The sequence below is a fragment of the Nonomuraea fastidiosa genome, from assembly GCF_042751225.1.
GTDB classification, from domain to species: Bacteria; Actinomycetota; Actinomycetes; order Streptosporangiales; family Streptosporangiaceae; genus Nonomuraea; species Nonomuraea fastidiosa.
This window is the reverse complement of the sequence record NZ_CP170570.1, coordinates 7,648,990-7,664,151: the sequence shown is the minus strand read 5'-3', so window position 1 is coordinate 7,664,151 and position 15,162 is coordinate 7,648,990. Positions and strand designations below refer to the sequence as shown.

At 73.9% G+C, this 15,162-nt stretch carries 12 protein-coding genes; 5 read left to right on the top strand and 7 right to left on the bottom strand.

Features of this window, described 5'->3' with window-relative positions:
* The first annotated feature begins 35 nt into the window (after positions 1-35).
* Complete coding sequence (locus tag ACFMQL_RS35195; protein WP_378789112.1) at positions 36-1,565, top strand: phosphodiester glycosidase family protein; 1,530 nt, start codon at positions 36-38, stop codon at positions 1,563-1,565.
* A gap of 66 nt (positions 1,566-1,631) precedes the next feature.
* The gene (locus ACFMQL_RS35190) at positions 1,632-2,759 is read left to right on the top strand and encodes a winged helix DNA-binding domain-containing protein (RefSeq protein ID WP_364050768.1); all 1,128 of its coding nucleotides are present in this window, start codon (positions 1,632-1,634) and stop codon (positions 2,757-2,759) included.
* 11 nt (positions 2,760-2,770) lie between these two features.
* Here the strand turns inward: ACFMQL_RS35190 and ACFMQL_RS35185 are convergent, their stop codons facing one another.
* The 4 genes from ACFMQL_RS35185 to ACFMQL_RS35170 all read right to left on the bottom strand — a co-directional run bounded on the left by ACFMQL_RS35185 (position 2,771) and on the right by ACFMQL_RS35170 (position 8,336).
* Entirely contained in the window at positions 2,771-4,009 is a 1,239-nt protein-coding gene (locus ACFMQL_RS35185; protein WP_378790245.1) for an FAD-dependent monooxygenase, read from the bottom strand.
* A gap of 28 nt (positions 4,010-4,037) precedes the next feature.
* Positions 4,038-6,131, bottom strand: a complete 2,094-nt coding sequence (locus ACFMQL_RS35180; protein ID WP_378789110.1) for an NACHT domain-containing protein — start codon at positions 6,129-6,131, stop codon at positions 4,038-4,040.
* 481 nt (positions 6,132-6,612) lie between these two features.
* On the bottom strand, positions 6,613-7,305 hold the full coding sequence (locus ACFMQL_RS35175; RefSeq protein WP_364050774.1) for a hypothetical protein: 693 nt from the start codon (positions 7,303-7,305) through the stop codon (positions 6,613-6,615).
* Entirely contained in the window at positions 7,296-8,336 is a 1,041-nt protein-coding gene (locus ACFMQL_RS35170) for a WD40 repeat domain-containing protein (protein WP_378789108.1), read from the bottom strand. Before ACFMQL_RS35170 ends, ACFMQL_RS35175 begins: the two co-directional genes overlap by 10 nt.
* Here ACFMQL_RS35170 and ACFMQL_RS35165 point away from each other — a divergent pair.
* On the top strand, positions 8,295-9,593 hold the full coding sequence (locus tag ACFMQL_RS35165; RefSeq protein WP_378789106.1) for an ATP-binding protein: 1,299 nt from the start codon (positions 8,295-8,297) through the stop codon (positions 9,591-9,593). The genes ACFMQL_RS35170 and ACFMQL_RS35165 overlap by 42 nt on opposite strands.
* Before the next feature lie 50 nt (positions 9,594-9,643).
* On the opposite strand, the gene ACFMQL_RS35160 is transcribed toward ACFMQL_RS35165, so the two are convergent.
* Positions 9,644-11,992 (bottom strand): glycoside hydrolase family 65 protein, encoded by a 2,349-nt coding sequence (locus ACFMQL_RS35160; protein ID WP_378789105.1) that lies wholly within the window; start codon positions 11,990-11,992, stop codon positions 9,644-9,646.
* Complete coding sequence (locus ACFMQL_RS35155) at positions 11,989-12,741, bottom strand: beta-phosphoglucomutase family hydrolase (protein WP_364050786.1); 753 nt, start codon at positions 12,739-12,741, stop codon at positions 11,989-11,991. Before ACFMQL_RS35155 ends, ACFMQL_RS35160 begins: the two co-directional genes overlap by 4 nt.
* 429 nt (positions 12,742-13,170) lie before the next feature.
* On the opposite strand from ACFMQL_RS35155, the gene ACFMQL_RS35150 reads away from it, so the two are divergent.
* Positions 13,171-13,677 (top strand): AAA family ATPase, encoded by a 507-nt coding sequence (locus ACFMQL_RS35150; protein ID WP_364050789.1) that lies wholly within the window; start codon positions 13,171-13,173, stop codon positions 13,675-13,677.
* Here the strand turns inward: ACFMQL_RS35150 and ACFMQL_RS35145 are convergent.
* Entirely contained in the window at positions 13,674-14,039 is a 366-nt protein-coding gene (locus tag ACFMQL_RS35145; RefSeq protein WP_364050792.1) for a MerR family transcriptional regulator, read from the bottom strand. The genes ACFMQL_RS35150 and ACFMQL_RS35145 overlap by 4 nt on opposite strands.
* A 93-nt stretch (positions 14,040-14,132) precedes the next feature.
* On the opposite strand from ACFMQL_RS35145, the gene ACFMQL_RS35140 reads away from it, so the two are divergent.
* Positions 14,133-15,029: an NAD(P)-dependent oxidoreductase gene (locus ACFMQL_RS35140; RefSeq protein WP_378789102.1), complete on the top strand. Its 897-nt coding sequence runs from the start codon at positions 14,133-14,135 to the stop codon at positions 15,027-15,029.
* Positions 15,030-15,162: the final 133 nt, after the last annotated feature.

Genomic DNA, 15,162 nt, shown 5'->3' with positions numbered 1-15,162 from the left:
CCGCAACGTAACCCTTTTCCGGTGGAGTGACACGAATGAACGGCAAAGCCCTCCTCTCCCTCGTGGTGGCCGCGGCGCTCCTGGCGCCGACCGGCCCCGCGCAGGCATCTCCCGCTGAACCCGTCACGGTGGCTCCCGGCGTCACGCTGACGCAGCTCAGCCTCGGCGCGAAGGACTCGGACGACGTCTGGACCGTCCACGTGTACCTGCCGGCCACCATTGACGGCCCGCTCGACCGGGCCGCCACGGCGCTGGGCCCCAGGGAGATCGCCGACCGGGTCCACGCGGCCCTGGTCGAGAAGGGATTCGAACCCCGCATCGAGCAGGTCGTCATGCCCGCCTTCGCCGACCACCCCGGCGGCCCGCTGGGCTGGATCGTCCGCATCGGCCGGTACGCCACCGCCGACGAGGCCGCCGCCGAACTCGCCGAGGTCAAGGCGGCCGGTTTCGCCGGCGGCACCCGCTACACGGCGCAGGACGGCACCGACACCGGGGCGCCGCAGAAGGTCCACGTGCTCCGCGTGGACTTCCGCGACTTCCACGGCACGGTCGAGACCGGCTTCGGGCCCACGCTGAACGGGATGGAGACCCTCACCGACCTGGTCTCCTCGACCGGCGCGGTGGCGGGCATCAACGCCCAGTGGTTCCTCAACGGCTCACCCACCGGCCTGTACGTCAAGAACGGCAAGCTCATCGGCTCGGCCACCCAGGGCCGCGGCGGCATCAAGCTCACCAAGGGCGGGCGGCACGTGGAGGTCGACTCCTACACCGCCCACGTGACGCTCCGCGCCGGCCGCGCCACGGCCGAGATCGACGGCGTCAACCGGATACCCGGCGAGGTCTGGAACTGCGGCGGCGTCGGCGGCGACCAGCCCACCGAGAAGCCGCAGCACGACTTCAAGTGCACCGACGACAGCGAGCTCGTCCGCTTCACCCCGGAGTGGGGGACGCCGCCGGCCGGTGAGGGCGCGGAGGCCGTACTGGACGCCCACGGCAAGGTCCTCGCGGTGAACGCGACGCGCGGCGCCGCCGTCCCGCCCGGCGGCTCCACCATCCAGGCCATCGGCGACAGCGCCGGCTGGCTGCTTGCGAACGTCAAGCCGGGCCGGCGGGTGACCGTCACCGAACGGGTCGAGGACGGCCGCGGCCACCAGGTACCGCTCACCAAGGACACCACGATCCTCCAGGTCGGCCCCACGCTCGTCCGCGACGGCCGGATCTCGGTCAACGCGGCCGCCGACGGCATCATCCGCGACGGCAGCGACCAGACGTTCACCTACAACTGGACCGTACGCGCCAACCCGCGCTCGATGATCGGCGTCGACCGCCAGGGCCGCCTGCTGCTCGTCGTCGTGGACGGCCGCCAGGACGGCTACAGCGAGGGCCTCGGCATCGCGCAGACGGCCGCGCTGATGAAGCGGCTGGGCGCGGTGCAGGCGCTCAACCTCGACGGGGGCGGATCCAGCGTCATGGCCACCGCCCGATCGGGCATCATCAACCGCCCGTCCGACGCCACCGGCCAGCGAGCCCTGGGCAACGTGTTCCTCATCCATAAGGGACGGTGATCGCGGCGGCCATCCGGGAGGGTGATCGGGGGCGTTTCTGTCGGTCCCGCTCGGAAGAATGGCCGCATGCTCTCCCCGCGTGCACTCAACCGCTCCACCCTCGCCCGCCAGTTCCTGCTGGGGCGGGAGGCCGTCGATGCCGGCGAGGCGGTTCGCCGGGTGGTGGGGTTGCAGGCACAGCATGCGGCCTCGCCGTACCTGGCCTTATGGAACCGCGTCGCCGGCTTCGACCCGGCCGATCTGGACGCGGCGTTCACCGAGCGCAAGATCGTCAAGGCCACGCTCATGCGGATCACGCTGCACGCCGTGCACGCCGACGATCACCCCTGCTTCCACGAGGCGATGCAGCCCACGCTGCGCGGCTCCCGGCTCGGTGACCGGCGCTTCACCGGCAGCGGCCTCACCGCGGCCGACGCCGACGCGCTGGTCGGCGACCTGCTGGCCTTCGCCGACCGGCCGCGTTCGACCGGCGAGCTTCGTGCGTGGATCGAGCAGCGGCTCGGCGTTCCGCCTCAGGGCGTGTGGTGGGCTTTGAAGAGCTTCGCGCCGCTGGTGCACGCGCCCACGGGCCCGCCGTGGTCGTTCGGCCTCCGCCCGGCCTACGTCGCCTCCGGCCTGCCGCCCACGCTCGGAGCGGACGCCGACCAGGCCCTGCAGACGCTCGTTCTGCGGTATCTAGCGGGGTACGGCCCCGCGTCGGCGCTCGACGTCGCCCAGTTCGCGCTGGTGACGAGGAAACGCGCCCGCGCCGCGCTGGACGCGGTCGCCGACCGGCTCGAGCGGCTGACCGGCCCGGGCGGCTCGGAGCTGTTCGACCTGCCCGGCGCGCCCCGCCCGGCCGAAGACACGCCCGCGCCTGCGCGGCTGCTGCCGATGTGGGACAACGTCCTGCTCGCCTACGCCGACCGCAGCCGGGTCGTCCCGCCCGAATACCGCGGGTTCGTCACCCGGCGCAACGGCGACGTCCTGCCGGCACTGCTGGTGGACGGCTACGTCGCCGGAGTCTGGCGACCGGTCGGCGGCGGGATCGAGGCCACCGCCTTCCACCGGCTGCCCGACGAGGCGTGGGCCGAGCTGGCCGCCGAGGCGGAGGCGCTGACGGCGCTCCTGGCCGGCCGCGACCCGGCCGTCTACCGCCGCTACGACCACTGGTGGTCGGACATGCCGGGCGCGCAGGTCCGGATGCTCCCGTAGAGGGGCGGCCATCAGCGGTGTCCGTGAGGGGCGGGCGTTTCGGGCGCGGTGGCGGCGGCGTTCGCCGGAAGCGGGTAGTCGTCCACGGCGATCGAGTCGTGCAGGCGGGCCGTTTTGCTGGCGAGGCGGGTCAGGGCGCGGCTGGGACCCGCAGGCAGGGCGGAGATCAAGCGGGCGCCCCGGGCCAGGCCCCACACCCCGAGGCGCGAGGCCGGGACGAGCGTGCGCGCGGCGCCCAGCGCGACGTCGCGGCTGCGGCGCACGTACTCGGCCATCGCGCGCTCGTACGCGGGAAAGGCGCGCTCGTGGTCACCGCCCGCCCTGGCGAGCTCCCCCGCGAGCACGTACGCGCCGACGACGGCCAGGCTGGTGCTGCCGCCGACGGCCGGGCCGGGGCAGTAGCCGGCGTCGCCGACGAGCGTCACCCGTCCGCGCGACCAGGTGTCCATGCGGAGCTGCGTGATCGAGTCGAAGTAGAACGCGGGAGCGCCGCCGAGCCCGGCCAGCCAGCCGTCCACCTCGGGGTGCATGCCCTGGAACGCCTTGCGCAGCAGCTCCTTCTGCCGGGGCACGTCACGGTGGTCGTAGTCGAGCCGCCCGCTGCGGAACAGGAACAGCACCCGGGCCTCGTCGAGGTGCCGCGCGCCGTACACGCCGGCGGTCCTGCCCACGCCGACGTGGATGCGCAGCTCGCCGTCGAGGTCGCGGCGGCCGGGCATGGACAGCACCGCGAAGTACGCGCCGGCGAAAGCGCTCAAGGAGGACGTGTCGCCGAAGATGAGGCGGCGCACGCCGGAATGCAGCCCGTCCGCGCCCACGACGAGGCCGAAGCGGCGCGGCCCGCCGCGCTCGAAGCGCACCTCGCCGTCCGGCGAGATCGCGGTGATCGCGTCGCCGAAGACGTACTCGACGCCGTCGCGCGTCGCCTCGTGGTAGATCGCGGTCAGGTCGTCGCGCATGATCTCGACGTGCCGCGCGGACGTGGCGCGGAAGATCTTGCCGAGGTCGGCCCGTACGGCGCGCCGTGAGCCCTCGGGGTGGACGCTCATCCGGCTCGTGCCGGTGGCCCGCTCCGCAATGTGCGGCAGTACGCCCATCTTCTCCGAGATGTCCACCGCGGGCCGGAAGAGATCGACGGCGTGGCCGCCGGTCCTGCGCAGCTCCGGGGCGCGCTCGACGACGGTCACCGCGAAGCCGTTCCTGACCAGCCAGTACGCCGGCACCGGCCCGGCCACTCCGGCTCCGGAGATTACGGGCCGAGGCCGGCGGTCTTCGCGGTCAAGAGCCGCTGTCGGCGGAGGTCAGGAAGTCCTGGAGCTCGCGGTGCCGGAACTGGTACGTGGCGCCGCTGACGCGCAGCAGCCGCGCCTCGCACGCCCAGTCGAGGAAGCTCCACAAGCGCAGCGGCAGCAGCCCGCGCGCCGCCGCGACGATGAGGCCGATCACGGTACGGGTCCAGGCGAGCGCGCCGAAGCTGAGCCCGAAGGCGACGCCGCCGACGACCGCGCACGCCAGCGACACGGCGAGGCTCTGGCTCATCACGAACACCAGGAAGGCCGCGACCCCGCCGGTGAGCCCGAAGGCCATCCCGATGGTGGGGTTGCGGTGCAGCGCCTCGCGCGGGTGCGCCAGCTCGGCGTCCATGCTCCACCCACCCGTAGTGATCGTGAAGACGACTCCGAGCGCGAACGCCAGCACGAACGCCCCGGCCACGCCCACGACCAGCGCCGCGGGTCCGGCGTGGGCAAGCCGGAGCGGGGCCAGTCCGGTGAGCGCGCCGCACAGCCCGAAGCCCATCAGCGTGACCGGCTCGGCACGGATCGCCTCGGCGACCGTCATGCGCCCGGCGCCCACCCGCCCGGCGGCGGTCAGCCCGATGACCGACCCCAGCGCCAGCCCGCCCGTGCCGCCCGCGACGACCGCGAAGAGCGGGCCGAAGACGTCGCCGCCGGTCAGCAGCAGCCCGGCCAGCCCGCCGAGCACCGCCCCCGTCACCCGCCTGCGGCGCGGCACGTTGGCCCGGCCGCCCGCGGCCGACGGCCACGGCGACAGCGACAGGCCGCTCACGATCACCACCCAGGACGCCATGATCGCCAGCGTCAAAGCCTGCTCTCCGCCCCCGGCCGCGCCAAGATCCGGCGCGCCGAGCGCCGAACCCGTCCAGAACGCGACCATCGCCACGATCGCGAGCGCCACCGCGCACAGGCCGTGCAACGCCCGTACCAGGAACCGCCCGCCGATCGGCCACAGCAGGTGGGGCACGATGTCGATGGCCGTCAGCCCGGGCGGCGGCCGGTCCGACCTCGCGCTGACGGCGGCCTGCCAGCGCAGGTGGGCAGCCAGCCGTTCAAGCCAGGCCCGCACCTGATCCGGCCGGTACGCGGCGCCGTGCGCGTCCCGGGGCGTCAGCCGGGTCGCCGCCGGGACGTACGCGTCGAGCAGCCGCCCGGCGATCGCGTCCGCCCCCTTGCGGTGGTCGGCGTGCGGATCGACGCGCAGCAGCTCGTCCGGGTCGGCGCCGGACTCCACGGCGGTGACGGTCAGCAGCAACCGCCACGGCGTGGCCAGCGCCAGGTGAACGGCTCGGCCGGCGGGTCCGGTGAGCGCCGCCTGAACGGCGTCGCGGTCGCCCGCGCAGGGGTGGCCGTCCGGCCAGCGGGCCTTCAGGTAGGCGGCGATCTGCTCCACGGTCAGGTCGTGGAGCCGGATCAAGGTGGCGTCGTCGAGCCAGACACCGGCCGCGCGCAGCTCGGCGTGGCGGTCGGCGCGGCAGGTGACGACCACCGCTCCGGCGCGGCGGCCGGACAGGTCGCTGTAGCGGTTGAGCTCGGCGAGCAGGCTCATCGCCCGGCGCGGGGGCCCGGCGGGCGGGCCGGGGTCCAGCTCGTCCAGGCCGTCCACCACCGGCAGCACCTTGCGGTCGTGTACGAGCCGGTGCGCGTCGTCGCCCGCCAGGCCGAAGTCTTGGACGAGCTGCTCGGCCAGCCAGCTCTCGAACGGCCTGCCCGGGGTCCAGCGGGCGGCGTTCAGGCGTACCGGGACCATGCGCGGGGGCTGACCGGTGGCCAGGGGGGACTCCAGGAGCTGCAGCACCAGCTCGATGGCGAGGACCGTCTTGCCCGCGCCCGACTCGCCCACCACCAGCAGCCGATGGGGATGGAGATCGGTGAAGAACCGGCCGATCGTGTGCAGGTCGTCAGGGCCGGGAGCGGCGGCCTCGGTGTGGCCGGGACTGAACGAGACCGGTGCGATGTCATAGCCGCCGAGCAACCCCTTGCGGGCCCGGTCCTCCTCGCGCAGCACCCGCCGTACCAGCAGCTCGACCGCCGCATCCCGCCCCTGCACCGCCCCCGCCCATGGCGCGGCGGGCACGGCCGGCGGGGAGGGACGGCCACACCGCCCCCGGACCGTCCCGCAGCAGCCGGACACGCCTCGCCCGGAGCCGCTGGGTCCGCGGCGGACGGAGGCGGCGCCGCGGCATCGGTACCGGCCGCAGGCGGTGAGTGCGGGGGAGCGGCACCTTGGGTGAGGGCGGCGCGGGCGAGGCGCCACCGTTCCAGCTCCTCGGCGATCAGCTCCTCGGGATGATCGCAGGACCGCAGGCAGGCCGTGACGAACGCCCGTACGAACTCCCACCGCGGCAACCGATCCCGCTGCCGCAGCACGTGCGAGGTGGTGCTCTTGGGCAGCGCGTCCACCAGGGCGCCGTCGGCGGCGGGGATACGGCCGCCGAGCGCGCGCAGCCGGCTCAACGAGGGCTCACCCGCCCACTGCCGGAGAAGTACCAGCGCGGCGACGAACTCGGCCGCGGAGCCGGCCTGGGACGGGTCGGGCGGAAGTGGACGGTCCGCGCTCACCGTTCCTCCGTCCTGACCAGCGCCCACGTGAACGCCGCCCGCCCGCGTCGCGGCCACCGCCCGGGGACGCACACCCCCTCCAGCGTCTGGACGTGCCGCGACTCCATGAGGAAGTTGCGCGCCTCGTCGGCCTCCACCAGCTCCCGGCCCACCGCGATGGGCACGAACCCGTGCCGGGGAATGTAGACCCAGCGTCCACGATCCCAGTCGTAGGGGTCGAACCAGCGGTGCCGCACCGTCCCCGACATCCGCACCTGCGGCCCTTCCCTGGTCAGCACGAACGACCCCTGCGACCGCAGCAGGCTCATCCTGCTGACGTAGAACAGCTCGGTGCCGATGAAGGCGTTGATGCGGGCGTCCCAGTAGTCGTGCAGCCAGTCGGAGGCGTGGTCGTCCAGGGTCGCGGCCCGGCGCAGGAGCTGGCGTTCGAAGCGGCGCTGGTTCCTGCGCTCGGCCTTCTTGATCACCTTGAACGAGCGCAGCCAGCGCAGCGACATCGTCCTCGACTCGCCCGCGCCGTCCATGAAGTGCTGCAGGAAGTCGGAGGCGATGGGATGGAAGTCCCGTCCGCCCTCGATGATCGAGCGGAACAGCTCCACCAGTTCGGGCACCGGCTTGCCCGTCCGCCGCCGCAGCCCTCGCAGGAACATCCCGGCCCTTCCCCTGGTGAGATCGAGCGTCACGTACACGTCGGGCGGAACTCCTCCTCCGGGAGGAGGGTCTCCCATTCGGCGCGGGTGAGTGCCCGGCCCGCGTTGGCGCAGGCGGCGGCCACGAGGTCGGCGGGCATCCCGGTGTGCCACAGCCGCGCGGTGCCGTCGGTGGCGACCGAGGCCACCTTCGCGCCGTCGGCGGCGTAATCGAGCGCGATCACGCCGCCCGTGTGGCCGGTCATCGGGTGGCCGATGGGCCGGTACGTGCGCAGATCCCACAGCAGCACGTCACCGTTCCGCAGGCCGGTGGCCAGCACCTCGCCGTCGCGGCTGAACGCGAGCGCGTTGGGCGCGGCGTCCTCGGGGATCAATGCGACGCCTTTGACGCGGCGGTGCCGCACGTCCCACAGCCGCACGGCGTCGTCGGAGGCCGTGAACGCGAGCGTCCCGCCGTCGGGGCTGAAGGCCAGGCCGTTGACCAGCCCTCCGGCCGCGGCGGGCGGGCTGCCTTCGATGGGGCGGCGGGTGGCGACGTCGAAGAGCCGTACCCGCGAGTCGAGGCCCGCGCTCGCCAGCGTCCTGCCGTCGGGGCTGATGGCCATGCCGGTGATGACGTCGGTGTGACCGGGTACGCGGATGCGCGGCCCGATCTCGCGGCGGCTCGCGACGTCCCAGAACGCGATGGCCTGCTCGTGCTGGACGGCGGCGAACCTGCCGTCGGGGCTCAGCTCGGCCACCCCGCCGAACGCGGGGTCATGGGCGAGCACGCGGCGGCCGGCGACGTCCCAGACGCGCAGGCCGTCCGTGGCGGAGGTGAGGAGCGTGCGCCCGTCCGGCGTGAACGCGATCTTGTTGACGGTGCCCTCGGCGCCGGGCGCGAGCAGCGGGGGGCCGATGGGGCGCTGGGTGGCGGCGTCGTGCAGCCGTACAGCGGGGTCGTCGCCGGGGCCGCCGGTGGCCAGGATGCGGCCGTCGGGGCTGAGCGCGACCGCGCCGCCCGCGGGCATCGGCGTGCCGATCTGCAGGTGGACCTGCGGGTCGGCGCGCGGGGAACCGGCGCCGCGCACGCGGTGGGCACGCTGCTACGGGGATGGCGCAAGCGGGCGCTGCTGACGCAGGAGCAGCTCGCCGAGAAGGCGGGGCTCAACGTCAGGACCGTACGAAGGCTGGAGAACGGCGGGCTGTGGCAGCCGCGCAGCAGGTCCGTCCTGCTGCTCGCGCAGGCACTTGAGCTGGGCGGCGAGGAACGCGAGCAGCTCGCCGCCGCCGCGCGCGGCCTGCCGGTCGCCGGGACCGGCGAGGTGGCCGCGCGCCCGATCGTGCCCCGGCAACTGCCCGCGGGGCTCGCGGCGCTGGCCGGTCGCGAGCGCGAGCTGGCCGTCGTCGAGGACGCGCACCGCGCGCGGACGGCGCTGGTCGTCGCCATCGACGGCATGGCGGGGACCGGCAAGACGGCGCTCGCCGTGCACGCCGCGCACCGGCTCGCACCCGGCTTTCCCGACGGCCAGCTCTACGTGGACCTGCACGGTCATGGCGCGGCCCCGGTCGAGCCGGGCGAGGCCCTGGCCCGCATGGTGCGCGCGCTCGGCGTGCCCGCCGAGGAGATTCCCGACCACGACGAGGACCGCGCCGCGCTCTACCGCAGCGTGCTGTCCGAGCGCAGGGTGCTGATCGTGCTGGACGACGCCGCAGGAGCGGAGCAGGTCAAGCCGCTGCTGCCCGCCGGTCCCGGCTGCCGGGTGATCGTCACCGGCCGGGGGCGGCTGAGCGGGCTCGGGGACACGCGCGCCGTGTCGCTGGACGTGCTGCCCGCCCCGGCGGCGGTCGCGCTGTTCGCCGAGGTTGCCGGGCATGAACGGGCGGCGGGCGCGTCCCCCGGCGAGCTGGAGGAGGTCGCGGCCAGGTGCGGGTGGCTGCCGCTGGCCGTGCGCATCGCCGCCGAGCGGCTGCGGGCGCGGCCTACATGGAGCGTGCGCGACCTGCTCAAGCGGCTCGCCGGTGATCGGCTGGCCGAGCTGGCGGCGGGAGGGCACGACGTGGCCGCCGCCCTGGACCGCTCCTACGACCGGCTCCCCGCCGAGCTGCGGCGGGCGTACCGGCTGCTGGGGGCGCGCGCCGGCGACGGCGCCGACGACGGCGCCGACGACAGTGCAAACCTCGACTCGCGCACGGCCGCCGCGCTGCTGGGGACGAGCGCGCCGCACGCGGAGCGGCTGCTCGAACGGCTGCTGGACGCGCACCTGCTGCGGGAGTCCGCGCCCGGCCGCTACCGCTTCCACGACCTGGTACGGGACCACGCCTCGCGTTCGAGCCGGGTGGCCTAGCGCTCAGAGAAGGCGGCGGGGGCGGGGCTCGCGGCCGGGCGGCGTGGCGCTCAGGAGCGGGGGCGGGGCTCGCGGCCGGGCGGCTGGCGTACCTCCTGATCCGGCTCATGGCGCGGCGGGTTGGGCCGGGTGACCTCCTCGGCGCCCAGCTCGACCTCCTCGCCGTGGTGCAGCAGCGTGAGCGGCGGGCCTTCCAGCAGCCGGTACGTCGTCGCCTCCCGCGTCGCGCTGACCGACAGCCGGCTGCCGCGATAGCGCAGCCGGAAGCCGAGCCGGGTGATCCGGGAGGGCAGGCACGGCGAGAAGCGCAGCCGCCCGCCGCCCGCGCGCATCCCGCCGAACCCCGACACCAGCGCGATCCACGCCCCCGCGAGCGAGGCCATGTGCACGCCGTCCACCGTGTTCTTCTCCAGGTCGTCGAGGTCCATCAGGGCGGCCTCGCCGAGGTAGCGGTAGGCCAGCTCCAGATGGCCGACCTCGGCGGCGATGACCGCCTGCGTGCAGGCCGACAGGGACGAGTCGCGCACGGTCAGCGCCTCGTAGTAGGCGAAGTTCCTGGCCTTCTGCTCGGGCGTGAACGCGTCGGGGCGCAGGTGCATGGCGAGCACGACGTCCGCCTGCTCGACCACCTGCCGGCGGTAGAGGTCGAAGTAGGGGAAGTGCAGCAGCAGCGGGTACTTGTCGGGTCCGGTCGCGTCGAAGTCCCACGGCGCGTGCCGGGTGAAGTCGTCGCTCTGCTGGTGCACGCCGAGCCGCTCGTCGTAGGGGACGGTCATCGCCTCCGCGCCCGCGCGCCAGCGGCGGATCTCCTCCTGGGTGACTCCGAGCTCGGCCGCCCGCTCCGGGTGACGCTCGGCCGCGGCGGCGGCCTCGCGGAGGTTCTGCTGGGTCAGCAGGTTCGTGTAGAGGTTGTTGTCGGCGACCGCGGTGTACTCGTCCGGACCGGTCACGCCGTCGATGCGATAGTGCCCGGTCGTGTCGTGGTGGCCGAGCGAGCACCACAGCCGGGCGGTCTCGACCAGCAGCGGCAGGCCGGTGTCCCGGTCGAACTCCTCGTCCTGACGGGCGTCCACGTACTGGGTGACCGCGTGCGCGATGTCGGCGTTGACGTGGAAGGCGGCGGTCCCGGCCGGCCAGTAGCCGGAGCACTCCTCGCCGTGGATGGTCCGCCAGGGGAAGGCGGCGCCGCGCAGTCCGAGCTGCCGTGCCCGCTCCCTGGCCAGGGGCAGCGTGGCGTACCGCCAGCACAGCGCGTCCGCGACGGCGCGGGGATAGGTGTAGGTGAGCACCGGCATGACGAAGATCTCGGTGTCCCAGAACGTGTGGCCGTCGTACCCGGAGCCGGTCAGGCCCTTGGCCGGGATCGGCCGCTTCTCCAGCCGCGCCGATGACTGCAGCAGGTGGAACATGCCGAACCGGACCGCCTGCTGCACCTCGTCGTCGCCCTCCACCTCCACGTCCGCGCCGTCCCAGAAGGCGTCGAGGAAACGCCGCTGGTCGGCGCAGAGCCCGTCCCAGCCGGTCAGCCGGGCCGCCGCCAAAGCCGCGGCCACCTGGTCGTGCAGGGCGGGCCGCGAGCGGCGGCGCGACCAGCCGTACGAGAAGAGCTTCACCACCCGCAGCGTCTGGCCGGGCGACAGGCGCGTGGCCACGGTCATCCGGCTGACGTCGTCGCCGCCCCGCCCCTCGGCCAGCGTCTCGTCCGGACCGTCGATCTCGTGCCACATGCCTGCCGCCAGGCGCAGGCCGCTGTCGCGGGTGCGGTGCACCATGATCGCCAGGCCGTCGTCGCTGGTGACGTTCTCCTCACCGATCAGCGGGGAGCGCAGCGGCGCGGCGGCTCGCGGGTCGCCGGAGGCCGGCGTGCCCATCTCGTTGGCGACCAGCTCCGACTGGACGACGACGCGGATCGGGCGGCCGACGGCCTGCACCTCGTACCGGATGGCGGCGACCGCGCGATGGGTGAACGACACCAGCCGCGTCGATCGGATGCGCACCGGCGTGCCGGTCGGTGAGCTCCAGTGCACGTTGCGGGTGAGCGTGCCCGCCCGCAGGTCGAGCACCCGCTCGTGCTCGTGGAGCGTGCCGTAGCGCAGGTCGAACGGCTCGTCCTCGACCAGCAGCCGGATCACCTTGCCGTTGGTGACGTTGACGACCGTCTGGCCGGACTCCGGGTAGCCGTAGCCGGCCTCCGCGTACGGCAGCGGGCGCAGCTCGTAGAACCCGTTGAGGTACGTGCCCGGCTCGGCGTGCGGCTCGCCCTCGTCGAGGTTGCCGCGCAGCCCGATGTGCCCGTTGGACAGGGCGAACACCGACTCGGTCTGGGCCAGCACGCCCAGGTCCAGCCGCCGCTCCCGCAGGGCCCACGGCTCGATCGTGAACGCCGGATGCCGGATCATCGCGCGTCCTCGTGCGTCAGCAGCTCTCGCAGGTCGCCTACGACGACGTCGGCGCCGTTGGCGCGCAGCGCGTCCGCCTGGCCGGCGCGGTCGACGCCGACCACGAACCCGAACCCTCCCGCGCGGCCCGCCGCCACCCCCGCCAGCGCGTCCTCGAACACCGCGGACTCGGCCGCCTTGAGCCCCAGCGCCTCGGCCGCCGCCACGTACATGTCGGGCGCCGGCTTGCCCGCCAGCCGCCGCTCTTTCGCCACGACGCCGTCGATCCTCGCCATGAACCTGTCGGCGATCCCGGCCGCCGCCAGCACCTGCGCGGTGTTGGCGCTCGACGACACCACCGCCGTGCGCAGCCCGGCCCGCCTGACCTCGTCCACGTACCGGACCGAGCCGGGGAAGACCTGCACGCCGTCCCGCTCGATGACGGCCTGGACGAGCTCGTTCTTGCGGTTGCTCAGCCCCTGCACGGTCATCGCGCCCGGCGGGTCGCCGGGCGTGCCCTCGGGCAGGTCGATGCCGCGCGACCGCAGGAAGCTCCGCGCCCCGTCCGCGCGTTTCTTGCCGTCCACGTAGCGGTCGTAGTCGGCGACCTTGTCGAACGGCACGAACGGCGTGCCCGTCTTGGCGGCCCACGCGCGGAGGAACTCGTCGAACATCGATTTCCACGCGGCGGCGTGGACGGTGGCCGTGCGCGTCAGCACGCCGTCCATGTCGAACAGGCAACCGCGAATTCCCTCAGGCAACCCCAGCATGCGCTCCTCCGGCCCCGGCATCTACCCGCCCGACCTGCGAATATCCCGCCCGAGGGCTGCTGAGGCCGGGAGGGTTTGCCGCATCGTTTTTCCGATGCCGGCCTACCAGCACGTGGTGGCCACGTCGCCCAACGCCTACGGCATCGGCCTCGGCGACGAGGCGTTGCGCTCGCGGGCGTCCTGCGCACGGGTGTACGGATGCGCGGTGACCTGGAAGGCACCGTCTGATGGCGCCGGCCGGGACCGACGCCCACGCCATCACCGTCCACCTCGACCGGCTCCTGGCCGAACCGGAGTGCGGCAGGCCGAGAGCGCGCCGGTCATCAGGGTCGGCAAGCGGGTGGCCGCCGTCCGGCCGTAAGTGACCTTTCCGGCCGGGGCGCGGTTGCGGGAGGATTTTCAGGGTGACGTTCAGGCCGGAGGTGCCCCATGGATGGCGAGCCCAGGATGATCCTGCTGTGCGGGTTGCCCGGCTCGGGCAAGACGACGCTGGCCAAGCGGCTGGCGCGCGAGATCCCCGCCGTGCGGCTGTCCCCGGACGAGTGGCTGGCGGACCTCGGCATCGACCTGTTCGACGAGCCCACGCGGGCCCGGCTGGAGCGGCGGTTCACCGTCCACACCCAGGATCTGCTGCGGCTCGGACAGAGTGTGGTGCTGGAGTCCGGGTTCTGGACGCGGGCCGAGCGCGACGAGATGCTGGCGGTCGGGCGCGCCCTCGGCGTTCGCACCGAGTTGCGTTACCTCACCGCGCCGTTCGAGGAGCTGTGGCGGCGCGTCGATGCCCGGAACCGGGAGCGAGTGCCGGGGACGGCGCCGATCAGCCGCGAGGCGATGGAGAGGTACGCCAAGATCTTCCAGGCTCCCGGCGATGACGAGCTCGCGCTCTTCGACGACCCACCCCGCGAGACGGCGCGTCGTGGTGATACGGCCTGCTAACGGCTCGCGAGTGCCTTTCCTGCGGTGATGATGCCGGTCAGCGCCGACCGTACGTCGTGCAGCTCGGCGATCTGCGTGTCGATGCGCTGTAGCTCGCGTTCGAACTCGGCGATGAGGTCCTCACAGCCGGGCGCCAGGAACTCGCCGTCGGCCACCATGCAGGGCAGGATCTCGCGGACCATGTCGCTGTTGAGCCCCGCCGCGAGCAGGATCCGGATGCGGCGCACGGTCTCGACGTGCTCTTCGGTGTAGACGCGGTAGCCGGCGGACGTACGTTCGGGGACCAGCAGCCCCTTCTCCTCGTAGTAGCGCAGCGCACGGGCGCTCACCCCCGTACGCCGGGCCAGAGCACTGATCCGCACCTGCCGCCGCCTCCCAGCTTGACCTTCACGCCAACGTGAACGTTTAGCGTAACGGCGAACTTCGGCGTCAACGAATGACGGGGGATCACCACCATGACTCAGCAGCTTTCGCATGCCCCGGTGTCCGTGCTCGGCATGGGGCCGATGGGACGGGCGATCGCCGGGGCGTTCCTCGCCGCCGGCCACCCGACCATGGTGTGGAACAGAACGGCGGGCAAGGCGGGCGAGCTCGTCGCCCGCGGCGCGGTACTCGCCGACGGCCCGCTGGCCGCGCTCGACGCCGCCGAACTGGCCATCGTCTGCGTCATCGACGCGAACGCCGTGGAGGCCATCCTCGACCAGGCGCGGGCCGAGTCCGGCGGGCCGCTGCCCGCGACCACGCTGGTGAACCTCACCTCGGACGGGCCAGGACGCGCGCGCGAGCTGGCCGCCAAGGCGAACGACCTGGGCGTACGCTATCTCGACGGCTCGATCATGACTCCCGCGGCGGCCATCGGCACGGAGGCGACGCGCGTCCTCTACAGCGGCCCCGCCGGCCTCTTCGAGCGCCACCGGCCCACGCTGGCGGCGCTGGGCGGCGCGGCCGTGCACCTCGGGGACGACCCCGGCAGGGCGGCGAGCTTCGACGTCGCTCTGCTGAACCTGTTCTGGACCTCGATCGCCGGGCTGATGCACTCGTTCGCGCTCGCGGCCCGGCAGAACGTGCCGGCCACCGCGCTCGCGCCGCACGCCCAGCAGATGGCGGGCCTGGTCGCCGAGCTGCTGCCCGGACTCGCCGCCGACATCGACGCGGGACGCTTCTCCGGGGCGGACTCGGCCTCCCTGACGTCGGTGGCCGCGAGCCTCGACCACATCGTCCACGTCCTGGAGGAGACCGGGATCTCCGCGACGCTCACCCGCACCGCCAAGGGCACCGTGGACGCCGCCATCTCGGCCGGACACGGCGGCGACGCCCCGGTCCGCCTCGCCGAGTTCCTGAGCAGGACCTGACGACCGGAGGAGCAGCGCGGTCGCCGGCTTGACCGTCGCGACCGCGAGCGACCCGGTCGGTGGGGGTGCGGCCGAACGGGGACGTCACCGGCTCATTGCGCGCCGGCCATCGACGCGGCCCGGCGCGCATGGA